The sequence below is a fragment of the Halomonas sp. 7T genome, assembly GCF_025643255.1.
Lineage (GTDB): Bacteria > Pseudomonadota > Gammaproteobacteria > Pseudomonadales > Halomonadaceae > Vreelandella.
The window spans coordinates 2,205,864-2,224,660 of record NZ_CP087112.1; the positions used below are offsets into that span (position 1 = coordinate 2,205,864).

An 18,797-nucleotide genomic window follows, 5' to 3' on the forward strand; every position below is an offset into this window, starting at 1 on the left:
GCGGCGTTGACGATTTTATTCGTATATATGGAAGCCTCGACCACTTTTACGACCCAAGTAACCGGCATCAACCATGCGCTTTAACAACGGGCATGGACGATATTTAGGGTCGCCAAAGCCTTCTTGAAGCACGTCCATAATCGCTAGGCAGACATCTAATCCAATAAGATCCGCCAGCGCCAGCGGCCCCATGGGGTGGGCGGCGCCTAGCTTCATCGCTTCATCAATCGCTTCAGGAGTGGCGGTTCCTTCTTGAACGATAAATGCCGCTTCGTTGATCATCGGCACCAGCAAGCGGTTAACCGCAAACCCCGGCGCGTCGCCAATCGGCACGGCGGTTTTACCCAACGCTTTGGTAAGCGCCTCGATGCGTGCCACGGTGGCATCAGAGGTCTGCTCGGCACGAATCACCTCTACCAGTTTGAGCACCGGCACCGGGTTAAAAAAGTGCATGCCCACCACCCGCTCCGGGCGCTCACAAACGGCGGCCAGACGCGTCAGCGAAAGCGACGACGTATTAGAGGCTAAGATGGCATCGTGGCTTAAGTGGCTAAGATCACGAAACAGCTTTTCCTTGAGCGCAGGCTGCTCGGGTGCAGCTTCAATAATAATGCTGCAGTCACTAAGGGCTTCAAGCGCCGTGGTGGTGGAGAGCCGTGCAAGCGCATCACCCTTGTCGGCTTCGCTGATTTTTTCTTTTGCGACCAGCTTGCCAAGCCCTTTATCGATAGCGGCTTGGGCACGGGTTAGCTGCTCGTCGGCCACATCATAAAGACGCACCGTAAATCCACTGGCAACCACTACCTGAGCAATCCCCTGCCCCATAGTACCGGCGCCTACCACGCCAATGTGTTGGTCATTCATGGCTCTGTTCCTTTGATTAATGCTGTTTGGCTTCTTCACGCAGAACAAATTTCTGAATCTTGCCGGTAGAGGTCTTGGGTAACTCGCTAAAGATGATCGTCTTCGGCACTTTGTAGCCCGCCAAGTGCTCGCGACAGTGGGCGATAATATCGGCCTCGGTCACTTCTCCATAGCCAATTTTCAGCTTCACGAACGCGCAGGGTGTCTCGCCCCATTTTTCGTCGGGCTTGGCGACCACAGCGGCTTCTTCTACGGCGGGGTGGCTGTAGATGGCATCTTCCACTTCGATGGTAGAGATGTTTTCGCCCCCAGAGATAATAATATCTTTAGAACGGTCTTTGATCTCGATGTAACCATCGGCGTGCCAAACTGCTAAATCCCCCGTGTGGTACCAGCCACCTTCCAATGCGTTAGCGGTCGCATCCGGATTTTTCAGATAGCCCTTCATCACGTTATTGCCGCGCATTAAAATTTCGCCGATGGTCTGCCCATCTTTGGCGACCGGCTCTAGGGTCACAGGGTCAGCAACGCAGAGTGCTTCCAGCATGTGGTAACGCACGCCTTGGCGGGCCTTAATTTTAGCGCGCTCCTCTAACGGGAGTTCATTCCACTCCTCACGCCAGGCACATACCGTCACAGGACCGTAAACTTCGGTCAGGCCATAAACGTGAGTTACTTCAATGCCGAGCTTCTCAACCCCAGCAATCACCGAAGCAGGGGGCGCAGCGCCTGCCGTGGTGACCTTCACGGGATGATCAAATTCGCGCTTCTGGTCAGCGGCGAGGTTCACTAAGCCATTGAGGATAATGGGGGCGCCGCTAAAGTGAGTGACCTTTTCATCCACAATCAGATCGTTGATTCGCTTCGGGTCTACTTTGCGCAAACACACGCTAACCCCAGCGTTGGCCGCAATCGTCCAGGGGAAACACCAGCCGTTGCAGTGGAACATTGGCAGCGTCCAGAGGTAAACCGGGTGGTGGGGCATAGCCCACTCTAAAATATTGCTAACGGCGTTTAAGTAGGCGCCACGGTGGTGATAGACCACCCCTTTCGGCTTTCCGGTGGTGCCAGAGGTGTAGTTAAGCGAAATCGCCTGCCACTCATCGCTTGGCAGCTGGTAGGCATACTCAGGATCGCCTTCGGCGAGTAGCGATTCATACTCTATTTCACCGATACCTTGGGTTTCGCCGAGAAACTCCACATCAGCGACATCGATAATTAGCGGTTTTTCATCTAGCAGGGCGACGGCATCTTTAATCACCCCCGCAAATTCAGGGTCTACCAGAATGGCTTTTGCTTCGCCGTGGCTCAGCATATAGCTGATGGCTTCAGCATCGAGACGAATGTTAAGGGTATTCAGCACGCAGCCCGCAAGCGGAACCCCAAAGTGTGCTTCAAACATCGCGGGAATATTAGGCAGCATGGCCGCAACCGTTTGGCCGGGCTGAATGCCACGCTTTTCAAGGGCGGAGGCAAGCTGGCGGCAGCGGGTCCAGGTTTCTGACCAAGTACGTCGGGTGCTACCGTGAACCACTGCCGGAAAATCGGGATAAACAGAGGCTGAACGTTCAATAAACGTCAGCGGGGAAAGCGCGACATGGTTGGCGGCCGTGGGTGATAAGCCTTGATCGAAAATGGAAGCGTTCATAAATCACCTTAGTGTATAAATAGTTAACGATATAATGCGTTTTTTTATAATTTAGCGCTGTTCTTGCTCGTCCGTTTCTTTCTCAGGCCCAGGCTCACGCCCAAACAGGTTTTGCTTTTGTACGAGCATATACAGCACAACGCCAGCAGCTAATCCCCAGCCTGCACCATAAACCGCCAGCACAACCGCCATGGTGCCCGCCACTCCGCGCTCTGCGGTGGTTTTGGTCTGTTCGATGCCCACCATTAGGCAAATATAGCCCGTAAGCAGCAGGGTAAGCGAAAGGGCGATAGGCAGTACCGGCTGAAACATACTGACCAGCGGCAGGGTGAAGAGCGCCATAAAACCGGTAATCCAGAAAGTGCCACCGCCGCTATAAATAGACTCCATGGCATTGCGGCCATTTTTGTAACGCTCGGCCATGGTAGCGGTCACCGCCGTCCAAATGGGACCTGCTAACCCTGGGTAGGGTGCAAAGAAGGCGTGCAGGCCATTACGAATGGCCGTGACATGGTGGATACGGTCGGTGCTGTAATCGATTTTTTCATCGCTGCGAATATGGTCGACGCGGGACATCAGCGTGCGCCCGACCACGATGTCACCAAACGCGATGACGTAGGCAATAACGGCGGTAGGCACGGCCAGCATGAACACGTCAATACTGGGAAACCCCACGACGAACGGCAGGTAGCTCCACATTTCGGTGAAATTTGGTTGGGTAATCCCCCACTCGATGGTCGGGCGCGGATACTCCCCAATTGCCCAGGCAATTAAAATAGCGGCGATCATTCCCGGCACCATGCCGTAGTTGGCAATTTTGCGCATGATCGCGTGATCTTGTACCCAGCGCTTAAAGGCCACAGAAAACAGCATAAAGATCGCGATTAACATACCGGCAATTAGCGAAACGGGGGTTTCAGCCAAGCGGCCGCCCTGCTGTATTTCCCCCGTAATAGCGGCAATACCCGCGCCGATGATGATCCCCGCCTGCAGAGAGTTAGGCACCAAGTGCACCAGCTTACGTCCTAGCCCCGTTACCCCCAGTATGAAAAAAATTAAGAAAACCAGAAACTGCAGCGCGAACAGCGCCTGGATCGCCTCAGGGCCGGGTTCAAAATCCCCTAAAAAAACCAGTACCACCGGCACCGCTGGGGTAATCCATCCCGGTACCATGGGCACTCCCAATAGGGCGGGGAGCATAAAGCCAACGCCACATACCACCACAAAGGCGAGTGCTACATCGTAGGGAAGGCCCAGGTACTGCTCTAGAAGGGGAATCATGGCTAGGCTGACCACAAACATAATCAGCCCCTGAATCATCTCCGCCATTTCCCAGCGGTAATGAATAAACGGCAGGCGCACTTTAAAGGGGCCTGCAGGCCAGTAGGGCTGCTCTTCGCCGTGCTGGCGGTGCTTTAACTGCATGAAATGCTCCTTAGTTTTTAATCATTGTTCACTGTTGATTTGCAGGAGCGTGCGGTTTACTGGCACAGCTACCCCCGCAGGCGCGTTTTAAAACGCCCGTTTTATTATTAATTAACGTAAGCCGCCGACCTTTAAGGGTCGGCGGATAGGCAGTTAGATGGGGCAGTCGCGCTGCCCAGCAAGGCTACGCAGTCACGTCAAAATCACTCAGGCACTGCATGCCAGATTCAATGATGGCGCGTTGGGCGCGACCCACCGGCAGCCACTGTGTAATAGCAAAATTCGCGCTGCACAGTTTGGCGGTGTAGAACGGCTCATCACTACCATCGCTCATCGCTTTTGTCGCTTTCAGCGCTGCTTGCCCCATTTGCCAGGCACACAGCACGTGGCCAGCAAGGTTCAGGAAGGGAGTGGCATAGGCTTGTACGGCATCAGGGCCATTCTCTGGGTCGCTACCCTGTTCCAGCACGCTCACCATAGCGGCACGCAGGTCTTCAGCGCCGGTAGCAAGCGCGTTACCCAGCGCCGCAAGTGAAGGATCACCACGCAGTGCTTCAGCGGTTTGATTTACTTCGTTGATCAGCGCTGAAAGGGCGGCACCGCTGTCGCGTTGCAGCTTACGTCCGGCTAAATCCAGCGCCTGAATACCGTTAGTGCCTTCGTAAATAGGTGCAATTCGCGCATCGCGCAGAAGCTGAGCAGCGCCGGTTTCTTCCACATAGCCCATGCCGCCGTGCACCTGTACACCCATCGAGGCGATATCCACGGCTTGGTCGGTCGAAAAACTTTTTACGATAGGGATTAGTACATCGGCACACGCCTGAGCGGATTGGCGCTCGGCTTCGCTTTCACTATGGCGAGCAAGGTCAAGTTGGCCCGCGCAGTAAAGCGCCAATGCGCGTAGGGCATCGGTGCGAGCGCGCATAGAGAGCAGCATCCGGCGCACATCTAAGTGGTCGCTAATGGCACACTCATTGCCACCGCGAGCCTTGGGCGAGCGCCCCTGGGTGCGGTCTTGGGCATAGGCAAAGGCGTGCTGGCAGGCCCGTTCGGCCACGCCAATACCTTGAATCCCCACCTTATGGCGCGCTTCGTTCATCATCGTGAACATATGATTAAGCCCGCGCCCCTCTTCGCCCACCAAATAGCCGATGGCACCGCCCTTTTCGCCGAAGCTGAGGGTGCAGGTAGGCGAGCCATGAATGCCCAGCTTGTGCTCGATGGAGGCGCAAGTAACATCATTTTGCTCACCCAAGGAGCCATCTTCATTCACTAGGAATTTAGGCACTAAGAAGAGAGAGATGCCTTTATTGCCTTCCGGCGCGTCGGGCTTACGGGCTAATACCAGATGGATAATATTGTCAGCGGCGTCGTGCTCACCCCAGGTGATATAGATTTTCTGACCGCTGATACGGTAATGCTCGCCTTCAGGAACCGCTTTGGTGCGGACTTTGGAAAGGTCTGACCCCGCTTGGGGTTCGGTGAGGTTCATGGTACCCGTCCAGGTACCTTCCACTAACTTAGGGAGATAGGTGGTTTTCAGCGCATCGTTGCCATGGTGGGCTAACGCCTCGATAGCCCCTGCGGTGAGCATTGGACAAAGCCCCAGCGCCATATTGGCTCCGTGAAGCATTTCCTGCACGGCGCTCGCCACTACTTCAGGCAGGTTTTGACCACCTAACGCTTCAGAAACACCAATGCCGTTCCAACCGCCCTCAACGTAGGCTTGGTAGGCCGAAGCGAATCCTTCTGGCGTTGTGACACTGCCATCGACATGACGTTTAGCGCCCTGCTGGTCGCCAACGCTATTGAGCGGCCCCCACACGTCGCCTGCCAGTTTTGCCGCCTCTTCCAGCACAGCTTCCACAAGGTCCGGAGAAGCTTCTTCAAAGCCCGGCAGCGTTAGTGAACGGTGCGCCAACATCTCTTCCAGTACGAAGCGTAGATCGCGTACCGGCGCGGCATAATAATTCATGGCAAAACCTCAGGCAAAACGTGATAATCGGCGATTAGCAAAAACACTACACAAGATAGTAGTTTCACTACTTTTATCACGCCATTAGCCCAAGGTCTCACCTTGGCAAATAATAATCGCTATTTACTGACGCTACTCATCTGCTCCACGTCGTCATAGTAGGTAATATGCACTGCATCTTCGGCAGGGGGTCCTACGACGGGCTCGGCCACGTCGACCTCTGGGACAACGTCAGACAGGTCTTCTAAATGCTCATGTTCAAGCGCGCCCTGCACAAGCTCTTCTGTCACCACCAGCTCGGCCCCTGCACTGGACATCGGCGTTGTGGCGGTAAACGGCGCCACCGGCACGGGGGCAGGACGAACGCTGCGCCGCCAGCTGAAAAACAGCACAAAAAACAGGCTAAGCGAACCAAAGGCCCAAAACAGTCCGGCATCGCCCATGGCCGTCATCACCGGAGAGATCATCAGCGGGCTGATCGTGGCGCCGATGGAGTTGATCAACAAAAGTCCCTGGCTCATACGCACTAGCGCCCCCGCTGGTGCACGGTCAGCCGCGTGGCTAACCGCTACCGGGTAAAGCGCAAACACCCCACCCCCCAGCAAAAACAGCAGCGCCGCCAACAGCGGCGTAGAAAGCGGTAGCCACAGCATGGCCGCTGAAATCACCACGCAAAACGCGCTAATACCGATCAGCACCATCTGGCGGTCGTGGCGATCCGACCAGCGGCCAATCGGGTACTGCAGGAGCATAGCGCCCAAGATCACCACGGCCATCATTTGGCCGACTTGATGAACACTCATGCCGTTGCGCTGCAGGTAAAGCGGCAACAGCGTATACGCCGCCGCAACGACCATCCCCGAGCCCAAGCTTCCCATCACGCCGGTGGGGGTCATGGTAATCAGCCGGAGCGGTGGCAACGGTTCGGCATGCTCTATAATCGGCGAAACGCGCGGAATCATCGCCATCGGCAGTACTGATAATGAGGCTAATAAGCCAATCACCATAAACGGAGCCGTATCGCCCATGGCGCTCGTCACCCCCAGCAACAGCTGGCCTAATACGCCCGCGGCGTAAAGCGAGATCATATACATTGCCAGCAGGCGGCCACGCACTTTTTGTTCGCCCGAGGTAAGCAGCCAGCTTTCAATGACTAAGTACACGCCCACCGTCGCCCAACCGCCTATCAAACGCAGAACAAACCAGGCCCAGGGATCAAAAAACAGCCCTTGTAACAGTACGGTGACCGCTACTAGCGATGCAAAACTGCCGTAAGCGCGAATATGGCCAATGCGCAGCAGCAGACGGTCATTAAACATCGCCCCCAGCGCCAAGCCGATGAAGTAAGCAGAAGAGACAACCCCGATGACCGTGGCAGATTCACCCGCAGCGTCCAACCGCACGGTAATTAAGGTGGCAAGAAAACCGTTGCCAATCCCAAGAATAAAAAGCCCTAATAGGGGCGCCAGCGCCATGGCCAGCAGTTGCCGCGACATGCGTACCTCACCTTGCCAGATAGTTAATGTGTCACCGCTTACACGCCTATCACACCTGGCAGGCAAGAAAACGGGCGCGCAATTATTGCTTGCATTGTCACAAAGTCAACGCTTTTTCATACTCAAATTAAGCATCTTAGTGTTTTGTGAGAATTACCGTGTCATTACCAGGAAATTCCACTGCCAAACCCTGCTCGCTGGCCCACCAGCGAAAGGTGGCATCACTAAAAAAGCTCACATGGGTAGGGTCGTTAATATAGTGCCAGCGACCAAACGCCTCCTGGCTAGTCACACGCTTGGTCATCAGCCCAAGATAGCCGCCCGGCTTCAACTTTGCGACCAGCTGCGAAAGTACCTCGCCAGGCGCGGCAAGATGCTCCACGACTTCGGTGGCGGTAATAAAGTCATAGGTGCGATGTAACACTTCCTCGTCGGGAGCGTAGTAAATATCGTAAATCGCCATGGCATGCCCGGTCTCTTCAAACATCAAAGACAGCGTCGGGCCAGGGCCTGAGCCAAAATCCAACCCCGACGCCCCGGCGCTAAGCTTGGCACGCATTGGATCAAATAAACGCCCTAAGAAGCGTCGATATCCCGTATCATGCGGCGAATTCTGATGCTGATCGTACTCGGCTTTCTCTTCCGCTGGGCTCACATGCTGCTCAAAGGGCACAAACACTAGCGCACACGTGGCACACTGATAGTAGTCACGACGGTGGTCCTGGTGATAAAGCGCTGGTTCAGGTGAAGTGCATAGCGGGCAACGTCGCATCATCGTATTCTCTTGTTTTACGTTTGGATTAAGGAAAGTGGCATGCTCACAGGTTTAGATCATCTGGTGGTGACGGTGACCGATATAGGTCGCGCAGTCGATTTTTACTCCCGTGTACTGGGGCTAGATGTCCGTTACCGGGATGCCCAGCGGGTAGATTTAATGCTCGGCGATACCGCCCTGCGGCTACACCAAACGGACACGGATATCGCCCCTGTATCCGCTACCCCTACGCCAGGGAGTCTCGACTTATGCTTACGCTGTCAGCTACCGCTTGATGAGTTTAAAGACCACTTGGACGCGCTAGCGGTCGATGTGGAGCTAGGCCCGGTGGCACGTCAAGGCGCCAATGGCCCCATTGAGTCCATTTACCTGCGCGACCCGGATGGCAACCTGCTGGAAATTTGTCGCCCTTCATCCCGCGACCAGCAAGCTAATGCCTATTAATGCGGTTCCCGACTGACCGCGCTATCATAGTGGGCTCAAACAGCGCGCTCAGGCGTTTGTTGATAGCCGATAATGAAGAGTAGATAAGGAACCGTCATGCGCGATAACGCCAATGAGGCGCCAATTGAAGGTGAAGTCATAAATAACGACCCACATTCAGAGCAGCCAGAGAAAGCGCCATCATCGCCGCCCGACACTACCATGGCCATGGTGATTTACGCGCTCTACTTAGCCAGCTTTGTGGTGGGCTTTACATCGATTATCGGCGTGATTATTGCCTATGTATATAAAGGCAAAGGGCCCGTTTGGCTGGACGAACATTACCGTTACCAGGTGCGCACTTTTTGGATCGGCTTACTCTACGCCAGCATAGCCACACTTCTTACCCTTGTATTGGTGGGCTTTCCACTGCTGTTAGCATTAGCGGTCTGGTTTATTGTGCGCTGCGTTAAAGGCTTTAAAGGTCTTCAGGAGAAGCGTGCGCCGTCTAACGTGGACAGCTGGCTGATTTAAGGTATGACCCAAGACGCCCCTTCCGCACGCAAACGCTTTTCCCAAGCCAGTGCTATCGCTTGGCTGTGGCAGTCACTCGCCTCCTGGCCACTGGCCAGGCTATGGTGCTGCGCCACTCTGCTCGGCCCCCAAGTGTATCGCTTTAGCAAACGAGAGCGGCAAGTCACCGATATTAATCTTGAGGTGGTATATCCAAACGCTACCTCAAGCGAGCGCAAAGCACTCGCCCGGCAGAGTTTAAAACACTCTGCTGCCACCATGCTGGAGCTTGGTCACGCCTGGATGGCCGCGCCCGAAAAAGTGGATGCCAGCATTCTCGCCGTGCATGGCCGCGACAAACTGGACAGCGCCCGGGCGGAAGGCCGCGGTGTGATTGTATTAGCCCCTCACTTTGGCAATTGGGAAGTGCTGAACTTCTGGCTATCTAGCCATTTCCCTTTTACCGCCATGTACGAACCGCCCAAAATGACCGATTTAGAGCCCATTACCCGCCATGGACGTGAACGTATGGGCGCACGTTTGGTGCCAACCAACCCGCGGGGGGTCGCCGCGCTACTTAAGGCCCTTAAACGCAGCGAGGCCATTGGCATTCTGCCCGACCAAGAGCCTGCCTGGGGAAGCGGTGTGTTTGCGCCCTTTTTTGGGCGCAACGCTTACACCGCTACGCTGCTACCCAAGCTTGTGGCCCGCACCCAAGCGCGGGTTGTGACAGGGGTGGCGCTTCGGATACCGGGTAAAGGGTTTGAAATTCATTTTCTGGATGCCGATGAACGTGTGTATAGCGACGACGACATCGCCTCTGCCACCGGCGTCAATGCCAGTGTAGAAGCCTCGATTGCCCTGGAGCCGGCTCAGTACCAGTGGGAGTATAAGCGCTACCGCAAGGTAGTCGAAGAGCAGCAGGGGCTACCCAACGCGAACGATTTCCGGCTCTACTGAACAAGGTAATTTATGATCCAGCGTAATACCCCCAACGAAGACACGCGGCCGCCACAAATTATTTACGCCCTCTATTTAGCGGGGTTGGTAACGGCCAATATCACGCTGCTGATTGGTGTCATTGTGGCGTACGTTTACCGAAAAGAAGCTCCTTCTTGGCTTCAGCCCCACTACCGCTATCTCATTCGCACCTTCTGGATGGGTTGCCTCTATTTTATTATTACGTTCACGTTGAGCATAACCGTAGTAGGTGCTCTGCTGTGGCCTCTTCTGGCGATATGGCTAGTGGTGCGCTGCATACTTGGCTGGCTAGCGGTGCGCAAAGGCGAGCCACCCGCACGCCCTGGCAGCTGGCTCTGGTAAGAGATAAGAGACAGCGCGCCACACGTTAGGTCACTCTATTCATCGCTGTGTCGGGCATACACGTCGTCCAAACGCTCAATATCATCTTCGCCTAGGTAGCTGCCCGACTGCACTTCGATCAGTTCTAGAGGAATTTTGCCTAGGTTTTCCAAGCGATGCGGCACACCAATTGGAATGTACGTGGACTGGTTCTCACTGACTAAGAAGGTTTTTTCATTAACCGTGACTTGCGCCGTGCCGCTCACCACCACCCAGTGCTCGGCGCGGTGGTGATGACGCTGTAACGACAGACGCCCGCCCGGCTTAACCGTTATATGCTTTACCTGATAACGCTCGCCGCTGTCCATCGCTTGAAAGCTTCCCCACGGGCGATGCACCTGCGCTGCCGTATGCACCTCACTGCGCCCCGCCTCGGTAAGCGTTGCCACTAAGTGCTTCACCTGCTGGGCATACTCACGGTGCGCGACCAGCACGCTATCTGGGGTTTCAATGACGACTAAATCGTCTACGCCAAGGGTTGTCACTAAGCGGTGCTCGGCAATCACCAGTGAGCGATGGGTATCACGCAGCACACCATCGCCCTGCACAACGTTGCCTGCCGCATCTGAAGGCTGCGCCGCCCATAGCGCATCAAAGCTACCAATATCACTCCACTGCGCGTCTAGTGATACCACCGCCGCTTGCTGACTCTGCTCCATAACCGCGTAGTCAATCGAGTCCGCCGGACAACGACGAAACGCCTCTTCCCCTAAACGTAAAAAATCCAGATCCCGGTGCGCTTCAGCAACCGCTGCCTCACAGGCGCTTAACATGTCGGGCTGGAAGGCTTTTAGCTCGGCAAGGTAGCTTCCCGCTCGCAGTAAAAACATACCGCTATTCCACAACGTGTTGCCTTGCGCTAACAGCGCCTGCGCTCGTTCAGCGCTGGGCTTTTCAATAAACGACGCTACCCGATGCCCCTCGCCTAACGGGCTGCCGCAGGCAATATAGCCATAGCCCGTTTCCGGGTAAGTAGGCACAACGCCAAACGTTACCAGATGGCCCCCCTCAGCAAGGGGCACTGCAGCGTTAACACTGGCTTGAAAGGCTGTCAGATCACCGATGACATGGTCAGCGGGAAGCACCAGCAGTAGCGGGTCGTCTCCCCCTTGGCGGGCAATTAATGCAGCGCACGCGATGGCCGGTGCGGTATTGCGTCCTTCAGGCTCTAGCACCAGAGAGCCAGCACAGCCGCTTTCCCGAAGCTGTTCGGCCATTAAAAATCGGTGGGCATGGTGGCCCATTAAAATAGCTGGCGCCGCTTTCAAGCCCTCCAAACGCGCCAACGTTTGCTGCAGTAAGCTCTGCGAGGAGGTTAAGCGCAGGAACTGTTTAGGCATCTGCTCCCGTGAGAGTGGCCACAGCCGCGTACCGCTGCCACCGCTGAGAATTACCGGCTGAATCATGGTGTCATCCTTGTCTGTGAAGCCGAAGGGCCAAAATCTGCCTGCAGCCAATGACGCAGTTGGCTCATTCTTGAAGCATTTTCGGCATTCCCCAGCGCTGGCAGAGTCCCATCGATAAACCCACGCTCACGAAACGGCGCTAAAAGCGCTGGGTCGCCACTAATCATATGCACGGGTACCGCAGCGCTGGCACTGTCACCGGTGATTAGCGGTGCCGCCTGATGGTCACCAAGCACTATTAACAGCGTATTATCATCCACCACTCGCTCAGCCCAGCGGCCAGTCACGTTTACAGAATAGTCTACCGACCAAGCATAATGGTCACGAATGCGCTCTATATCTCGCCATAGCACGTCAGGTGGATCACCGGCATGCTCCCAAGGGGCAAAAATCTGCCCATCCCCTATCATCGACCAGTTTTCCAGCACCGGCAGAATAGGCGTCCAAGGTGCGTGACTAGAGATCAACGCTAACTGAGCAAACACCGGGCTATCGCCCAGCAAATGGCGCTGGGTGTAGTCGAGGGTAAATTGATCTGGCATGGTCACCCAGTGAAGCGGTGGCCCCGCATAGGGAATATCCTTTGCCGCGGCTATTTCGTCAAAACCGTAGGCCACCCCTTCAGGCCATGCCAGCGTAATGGCGGGCATCACAGTTAGCGTGCGCTGCCCGGTCGCACGAAAATCATCAATCATCGTGGAGTGGCCGCTCTCTAGCATTAACCGATACCAAAGCTGGTTATCAATCCAGCGGCCGCTAAGTGCTGTGGCGTGAGCGAGCCACGACTGCCCCCCACGGATAGGCGCCTCTAGCAGCCCTGAAACAACTTGAAGGTTTTGGTCTGCCAGCCGCTGCTCCATCTCCGCGAGCGTCAGCAAAATCTGTTCACTGTAGCGGGTGTTATCAATCGCCGAGACACCGTAAGACTCGATGAATGTTAAAAGCACATTCCGCCCTTCAAGACCGGGTAGCGGCTGAGTCTCAATGGGTGAGTTCTCTAGCTGCTCGGTAAATGCCTGCCGTGCCTGGTGAGTAACGACGACCTGCTCCCACTGAAAACGCGTGGTGTTAACAGCAGGTAGCGTGGACTTAGGCACTAACCGGTGGCCATTTGCTTCGAGTACGGCGAAGAGCAGCGCCACTCCCAGCAGCAGTGCAACCACCGTACCCTGCGGCTGCTTTAGCGTTAAGTAACGCTTGGGTAGTAGTAACCAGACAAGGCCCCATAGGGTGCCCAGCACCAGCATACCCCCCAGTAGCATCAGGAAAACCGCCATTAGTTGGCCTACATTACCTACAAGCAGGTGATAAACCGAACGCACCAGGGGTAAATCTAAGTAAAGGTTCAGCGAGCGGCCAAAAGCCGTGTGAGTGGCGGCATCGCCAAGGTTCGCGGCGATGACCAATGCCAGCCAAGCAATAACCACAACGACGAGCCAGCGGCGCACAAGGCCTGGCGGAACGAGCTGTATGCCTGCCGCGACTACCCATGCTTCCCAAGCAATGAGTGGCGAGCCGATGTCACCAAAGCGCCACCATAATGGCACTACCAGCAGGCAGTTAAGAGCAAGAGCCGTGAATAAAAAACGAAGCATGGGCACCTCTGCCGCCCGGGATAATGATGACTACGCAACTACCACGACAAGGCATCGTAGTTAACGTAGCGTTGAATGTTACTAATACACAGCACAACCGGTGACTATTTTAACTGTCACCCTAGTGGATGAGGCTAGAAAATCGAAAAAAACATATACTCATCCAGTCAATCGTATAGTTTTCGTTCAAATATTTCATATACTGATTTTGTTAGCGCTAATTTTTACGCACTTGAAAGGAACTCGCTCATGGGTGGCCGTTTTACAACAACATGGATATTGTCGTTAAGCTGCTTGATTACACTTCCTGCGACCGCCAACGATGACGAGGTATTCAACCACGTTATTGAGCGCGCGCAAGCACTCGCCAATGAAGCCTATCAAGCGCCTGAGGAATCCCTGCCCAGCGCGCTTAAGGCGTTAAGCTATGACGACTACCGTCAAATTCGCTTTAACCCCGAACGGGCATACTGGCAGGATGAAAGCCCTTTCTCAGTTCAGCTTTTTCATAGCGGCTTTTTATTCCAAACCCCTGTAAACATTAACGTTGTCGATAATGGCGACGTGTCTCCCCTGCCTTTCTCAGCGGATGACTTCAACTACGATGGCGATGCTAACCGCCTGCTTGAACAAGATTTAACCGGCAGCGGCCACGCGGGATTTCGTTTGCACTACCCCATTAACAGCGACGACTATGCCGATGAGTTCGCCGTTTTTCTGGGAGCCAGCTACTTTCGTTTGATTGGCCGTGACCAAGCGTATGGGCTGTCAACCCGTGGGTTGGCCATTGATACCGCCACCCATACGGGGGAGGAGTTTCCCGCTTTTCGCGAGTTCTGGCTTTATAAACCCAACGAAGAAAGCAGTACGTTGACGCTGCTCGCGCTCATGGATAGCCCTTCGCTCAGCGGCGCTTATCGGTTTGTTATCCAACCCGGTGACACTACCCAGGCAGAAATAGAAGCAACGCTGTTTGCGCGGGAAGATATAGACAAACTCGGCATTGCCCCGTTAACCAGCATGTTTGCCTTTGGTGAGATCAGCGCTGCACGACCCGATGACTTTCGCCCTCAGGTTCACGACTCCGATGGATTACTGGTTCACACCGGCACCGATGAATGGATATGGCGACCGCTGGATAACCCATCAGCCCTGCGTATTTCTGCTTTTCTGGATGATAGCCCGCATGGGTTTGGTTTAATGCAGCGAGAAAGGGATTTCAACCGCTATTTGGATTTAGAAGCCCACTACCACCGCCGCCCAAGCCAGTGGGTGGAACCGCTCGAAGATTGGGGCACAGGCCATATAGAGCTGGTGGAAATCCCCACTCCCGATGAAACCCACGACAACATTGTCGCTTACTGGGTATCTGAAGAAGCCTTCAACGCCGGTGAATCGCGCCGCCTGCACTATCGCACGTACACGCTGAATACTCAGTCCGACGCACACACATTAGGGCGAGCCGTTCGCAGTCGCCAAGGCAGTGCGGCCGTTCCTGGGCAACCCCCCACCGAGACGGCTAAACAACGGCAGTTTATTGTCGATTTCAACGGCGGTGTGCTGGATGACATTTCGGCAGACCAGCCGGTTGAGCTTGATATTAGCTCCCTCACTGGCGAGATACTGCTACCTCAAGTAGCCGCCTTACCCGACGGCGGCTGGCGTGTGCGCTTCAGGATTCCCGATGATACTCCCAATGATATTCGCCTTCGGCTACTGCTGAATAATGCGCCTATCAGCGAAACCTGGAACTACGTGTGGTACCCCGATGCCTGAAAACCGCGAGGCCGTGCTCTCCATACCGTGGTTGAAATGCCGCCGCGCCTTGTTTGCTATTCTAGTCGTGTCGACCAGCCTAGCAGGCTGCGCAGCCATGGCACAGGTAGTGACTCACTTACCCATGGGCTGGCAAATCGCGATGCTGACGCTATTTGCACTGACCTTTAGTTGGATCGCCCTCGCCTTCTGGGGCGCAGTGTGTGGCTTTGTGCTCTGCGCCCTTCGTCTTGATCCACTTAGCCTGCGCCGCTTCCCTTCCTCTTCCTCGGGTGTAAAACAGCTGACAAGCCGCACGGCGCTGGTCATGCCGATCTATGCAGAGCCCCCCATTCCGACCATTGCCGGGTTAGAGGCTACCTGCCGCTCGCTGCTGCAACAGGCCAACCGCCTCGGCTCAGCAGCGGTCATGCGTGATCACGTTGAGGTATTTATTCTGAGTGATACTCAGGATAGGACGCTGGCGCAGGAAGAAGCTAATCACGTGGCGGCCCTGCAGCAGCGTCTTGCCGGACAACTGGACGTTCACTATCGTCGCCGACCTAACAATCATGGCCGCAAAGCAGGCAATATCGCTGAGTTTTGCCGCCGCTGGGGACGCCGTTACGACTACCTGGTGGTGCTGGATGCCGACAGTCTCATGAGCGGCGCAACGCTTTTACATCTGATTGATCGCATGCAGCGCCAGCCCAGGGTAGGCCTGATTCAAACCATCCCAATTCCCGTAGGGCAGCGCACCCTATTTGGCCGCTTTAGCCAACTGGCATCGGCGCTGTATAGCCCTATGCTGGCGGCAGGACAGAGTTTTTGGCAGGGCGATGCGGCGAACTATTGGGGCCACAATGCGATTGTCCGTACCCGAGCTTTTATGGCCCATGCAGGCTTGCCCACCCTTTCAGGTAAGCCCCCGCTGGGTGGTGAGCTGCTCAGCCATGATTTTGTAGAAGCCGCGCTGCTTAAGCGCGGCGGCTGGCAAGTGCTACTGGATACAATGGCCACCACCGCCGTTTCACGCCACGCCCCTCACATGAGCGCTTCCCATAATAGTTTTGAAGCAATGCCCAGCAACCTGCTCGACTTCGCTAAGCGCGATCGTCGATGGCTACAGGGCAACCTCCAACACTTACGGTTACTCACGGGGGCTGGCTTCCACCCCATTAGCCGTTTGCACTTCTTTTTTGGCGCGTTTGCCTATCTCTCGTCGCTTGTTTGGCTAGGGCTTTTACTCTGTACAAGCATCCTGGTGGGATACCAAGCGGTAGACACGCAGCCTCACTACCCTTTACCCGAAGCGCTTTCTCTTGGGCTACTCTTCATCACCTTGTCCATGCTGGTCGCTCCCAAGGTAATGGGGTTAATACTCACTTGCTGGCAATGTCCTCAAGGGTTTGGGGGACGCTTTAGGCTAACCCTCAGCACGCTATTAGAGATGCTATTTGCTGCGTTAATTGCCCCTTTAATGATGGCGTGGCATAGCCTGTTTATTATGAACGTTCTGATAGGACGAGCCATTGATTGGCAAACCCAGCATCGCGGTGAGCGCTCGCTAAGCTGGAAAGAGTGCTGGCAACACGCGGGCTGGATGAGCCTCTGCGGTGCTGCCTGGGCAGGCATGCTGGTGCTGTTTTCGCCCTCGGCTTTTGGCTGGTTAACGCCCGCCTGGCTGGGCCTTATTGCAGCCGTGCCCATTGTTAAATATACCAGTAGTGCTACTTGGGGAGACGCGATGAGTGATCGTGTAGGGCTACTCGGCACTCCCAGTTCTGTTTTAAGGCCTCCGCTTCTAGCAGACTTCTCGGCGCTCAACCAACCGTCTAATGAGCGCTCTTTTTACATAACAGGACTGAAACCTCCTCCCAGCGAGCTACCCGGCGATATGCCGTGCCAGTCGTTCCGAGGCCCTCTCCCTTATGCGAATGCTAGCGCTTCTACTGCTAAGGAGCACAACTGATGCCCTTGATGTCGTTACAAGGCTTGCGAGGTGCCGGCGGGGTGGCTCGCTCACTGTTTATCTATTGGCGCCCTGGTAGGCAGCGCAGCCTGCGGCGCCTCTACCGTCCATTCATTCAACCGGGCGGGGTCGCGTTTGATATTGGCGCGCATTTAGGCGATCGCAGTGCAGCGTTTCATGCGTTAGGCGCACGGGTAGTGGCCCTTGAGCCACAGCCAGCGCTTGCCACTTGGTTCAAACGGCTGGTTAACCGGCCAGGGGTCACGCTACTCCCTCTAGCCGCCGGCCCGCAGCCTGGCACCGCCGATATCGCGATCAGCGTGGGCAACCCCACGCTCTCCACGTTGGCCACTGAATGGCGCCAGCACGTCGGCGCGCGCAATCCTGGTTTTCGCCAAGTCCGCTGGGAAGAGCAGCTGCGGATAGAGGTCACAACACTCGATCAGCTGATTGCCACCTACGGCGAACCTAGCTTTATTAAGATCGATGTTGAAGGCTTTGAGGCTGAGGTACTGATGGGCCTTAGCCATCCAGTGGCGGCGCTTTCAGTGGAGTTTGTCGCGGGCGTGTTAGACGTCAGCCATGCCTGCATGGAACAACTTGCCCGCCTCGGTGATTACCGCTTCAATGCCATCGCCGGAGAACAGCGCACGTTCCGCTGGGAGGAGTGGCAGACGCCCGACACGATCACCCAGTGGCTGAACGGTGGCGCTGAAGGGCTGGCATCAGGCGATCTTTACGCTTGCCGCAGTGACCACCCCCTGTTGAACACACCAAATACTTTCTCTGATAACGAGTCGCAAAACGTATGATTTATCACTGGCACACCCTCACCGCGCCGCAGATCAAGGCGATAGCCAATAGTGACCCCGTCGCGGTAATCATCTTAGGCGCCATTGAGCAACACGGCACCCATCTACCGCTGGGCACTGACCTGATCATTGGCGAAGGATTGCAGGCAGCTATGCTTAGCATGATGGACCCCGCCATCGACGTGCTTTGCCTACCCTCACTCGCGGTAGGCGCTAGCGATGAACACGCCAGCTTTCCGGGAACGCTTAGCCTACCCGCGCCGTTAGCCATCGCGACGCTGGAAGCTTACGGCGCAAGTATCGCTCGCGCGGGGATCAAAAAACTGGTGCTGATCAATAGCCATGGTGGCAATAAAGCCGTGATGGACCTTGCCGCCCTGACCTTGCGAAAGCAGTTTGCGATGCGTGTGGTAAAAGCCACGTATACGCGGCTACCCGCACTAGAAGGCGCCATTGATGCCGAGGAGCTGCGCTATGGCCTGCACGGCGGGCAGCTAGAAACCGCCATGATGCACTATTTGGCTCCCTCCCTGGTGATGCTGGATGGCTATCAGCCGTCACCGCCCGCCACGCCTGCGTCCGGTGCGCTGGTTAGCCCCGAAGGCAGCGCTGCGTATGCTTGGCTGGCAGAAGATTTAGCCACTCAGGGCGTTGCTGGCGATGCGACGGGAGCCAGTGCAGAGCTGGGTGAACGGCTAGTAAAGCATTACGCTACACAGCTAGCGCAAGTGGTGGCCGAAACCGCCCACTTGCCACCACTGCCTCCTAAAAAATGA

Annotated in this window: 16 protein-coding genes; 8 read left to right on the forward strand and 8 right to left on the reverse strand. The window is 55.6% G+C overall.

The window, feature by feature from the left end; translation table 11 throughout:
* Nucleotides 1-15: 15 nt before the first annotated feature.
* From LOS15_RS10315 to LOS15_RS10340, 6 genes are all read right to left on the reverse strand, one after another.
* Nucleotides 16-864, reverse strand: a complete 849-nt coding sequence (locus LOS15_RS10315; RefSeq protein WP_263065739.1) for a 3-hydroxybutyryl-CoA dehydrogenase — start codon at nt 862-864, stop codon at nt 16-18.
* A 16-nt stretch (nt 865-880) separates the two neighbouring features.
* On the reverse strand, nt 881-2,512 hold the full coding sequence (locus tag LOS15_RS10320) for an acyl-CoA synthetase (protein ID WP_263065741.1): 1,632 nt from the start codon (nt 2,510-2,512) through the stop codon (nt 881-883).
* A gap of 51 nt (nt 2,513-2,563) precedes the next feature.
* Nucleotides 2,564-3,937, reverse strand: a complete 1,374-nt coding sequence (locus LOS15_RS10325) for a solute carrier family 23 protein (RefSeq protein WP_263065742.1) — start codon at nt 3,935-3,937, stop codon at nt 2,564-2,566.
* A 184-nt stretch (nt 3,938-4,121) separates the two neighbouring features.
* Nucleotides 4,122-5,912, reverse strand: coding sequence for an acyl-CoA dehydrogenase (locus LOS15_RS10330; protein ID WP_263065743.1), 1,791 nt, complete (start codon nt 5,910-5,912; stop codon nt 4,122-4,124).
* Nucleotides 5,913-6,031: 119 nt separating this feature from the next.
* On the reverse strand, nt 6,032-7,408 hold the full coding sequence (locus tag LOS15_RS10335; protein WP_263065744.1) for an MFS transporter: 1,377 nt from the start codon (nt 7,406-7,408) through the stop codon (nt 6,032-6,034).
* A 136-nt stretch (nt 7,409-7,544) separates the two neighbouring features.
* A complete protein-coding gene (locus tag LOS15_RS10340; protein ID WP_263065746.1) occupies nt 7,545-8,183 on the reverse strand; it encodes a class I SAM-dependent methyltransferase in 639 nt (212 codons plus the stop codon).
* Between the two features lie 39 nt (nt 8,184-8,222).
* Between LOS15_RS10340 and LOS15_RS10345 the strand changes: the two genes are divergently transcribed.
* The 4 genes from LOS15_RS10345 to LOS15_RS10360 all read left to right on the forward strand — a co-directional run bounded on the left by LOS15_RS10345 (nt 8,223) and on the right by LOS15_RS10360 (nt 10,442).
* Nucleotides 8,223-8,627 carry a VOC family protein gene (locus LOS15_RS10345; RefSeq protein WP_263065747.1) on the forward strand — a complete coding sequence of 135 codons (405 nt, stop codon included), beginning with the start codon at nt 8,223-8,225 and terminating at the stop codon, nt 8,625-8,627.
* Between the two features lie 96 nt (nt 8,628-8,723).
* On the forward strand, nt 8,724-9,140 hold the full coding sequence (locus LOS15_RS10350; protein WP_263065748.1) for a DUF4870 family protein: 417 nt from the start codon (nt 8,724-8,726) through the stop codon (nt 9,138-9,140).
* Between the two features lie 3 nt (nt 9,141-9,143).
* On the forward strand, nt 9,144-10,079 hold the full coding sequence (locus LOS15_RS10355) for a lysophospholipid acyltransferase family protein (protein ID WP_263065750.1): 936 nt from the start codon (nt 9,144-9,146) through the stop codon (nt 10,077-10,079).
* Nucleotides 10,080-10,091: 12 nt separating this feature from the next.
* Nucleotides 10,092-10,442: a DUF4870 family protein gene (locus tag LOS15_RS10360; protein WP_263065751.1), complete on the forward strand. Its 351-nt coding sequence runs from the start codon at nt 10,092-10,094 to the stop codon at nt 10,440-10,442.
* Between the two features lie 35 nt (nt 10,443-10,477).
* Here LOS15_RS10360 and LOS15_RS10365 read toward each other — a convergent pair whose 3' ends face one another.
* On the reverse strand, nt 10,478-11,887 hold the full coding sequence (locus LOS15_RS10365) for a mannose-1-phosphate guanylyltransferase/mannose-6-phosphate isomerase (protein ID WP_263065752.1): 1,410 nt from the start codon (nt 11,885-11,887) through the stop codon (nt 10,478-10,480).
* A complete protein-coding gene (locus LOS15_RS10370) occupies nt 11,884-13,482 on the reverse strand; it encodes an alkaline phosphatase (RefSeq protein ID WP_263065754.1) in 1,599 nt (532 codons plus the stop codon). Before LOS15_RS10370 ends, LOS15_RS10365 begins: the two co-directional genes overlap by 4 nt.
* Before the next feature lie 249 nt (nt 13,483-13,731).
* Between LOS15_RS10370 and LOS15_RS10375 the strand changes: the two genes are divergently transcribed.
* From LOS15_RS10375 to LOS15_RS10390, 4 genes are read left to right on the forward strand one after another with little or no spacing between them, the layout of a single operon-like run.
* Nucleotides 13,732-15,258, forward strand: coding sequence for a glucan biosynthesis protein (locus LOS15_RS10375; protein WP_263065755.1), 1,527 nt, complete (start codon nt 13,732-13,734; stop codon nt 15,256-15,258).
* Entirely contained in the window at nt 15,251-17,209 is a 1,959-nt protein-coding gene (gene mdoH, locus LOS15_RS10380) for a glucans biosynthesis glucosyltransferase MdoH (RefSeq protein WP_263065757.1), read from the forward strand. Before LOS15_RS10375 ends, mdoH begins: the two co-directional genes overlap by 8 nt.
* Nucleotides 17,209-18,021 carry an FkbM family methyltransferase gene (locus LOS15_RS10385; protein ID WP_263065759.1) on the forward strand — a complete coding sequence of 271 codons (813 nt, stop codon included), beginning with the start codon at nt 17,209-17,211 and terminating at the stop codon, nt 18,019-18,021. The genes mdoH and LOS15_RS10385 overlap by 1 nt, the downstream gene beginning before the upstream one ends.
* On the forward strand, nt 18,018-18,797 hold the full coding sequence (locus LOS15_RS10390; RefSeq protein ID WP_263065760.1) for a creatininase family protein: 780 nt from the start codon (nt 18,018-18,020) through the stop codon (nt 18,795-18,797). The genes LOS15_RS10385 and LOS15_RS10390 overlap by 4 nt, the downstream gene beginning before the upstream one ends.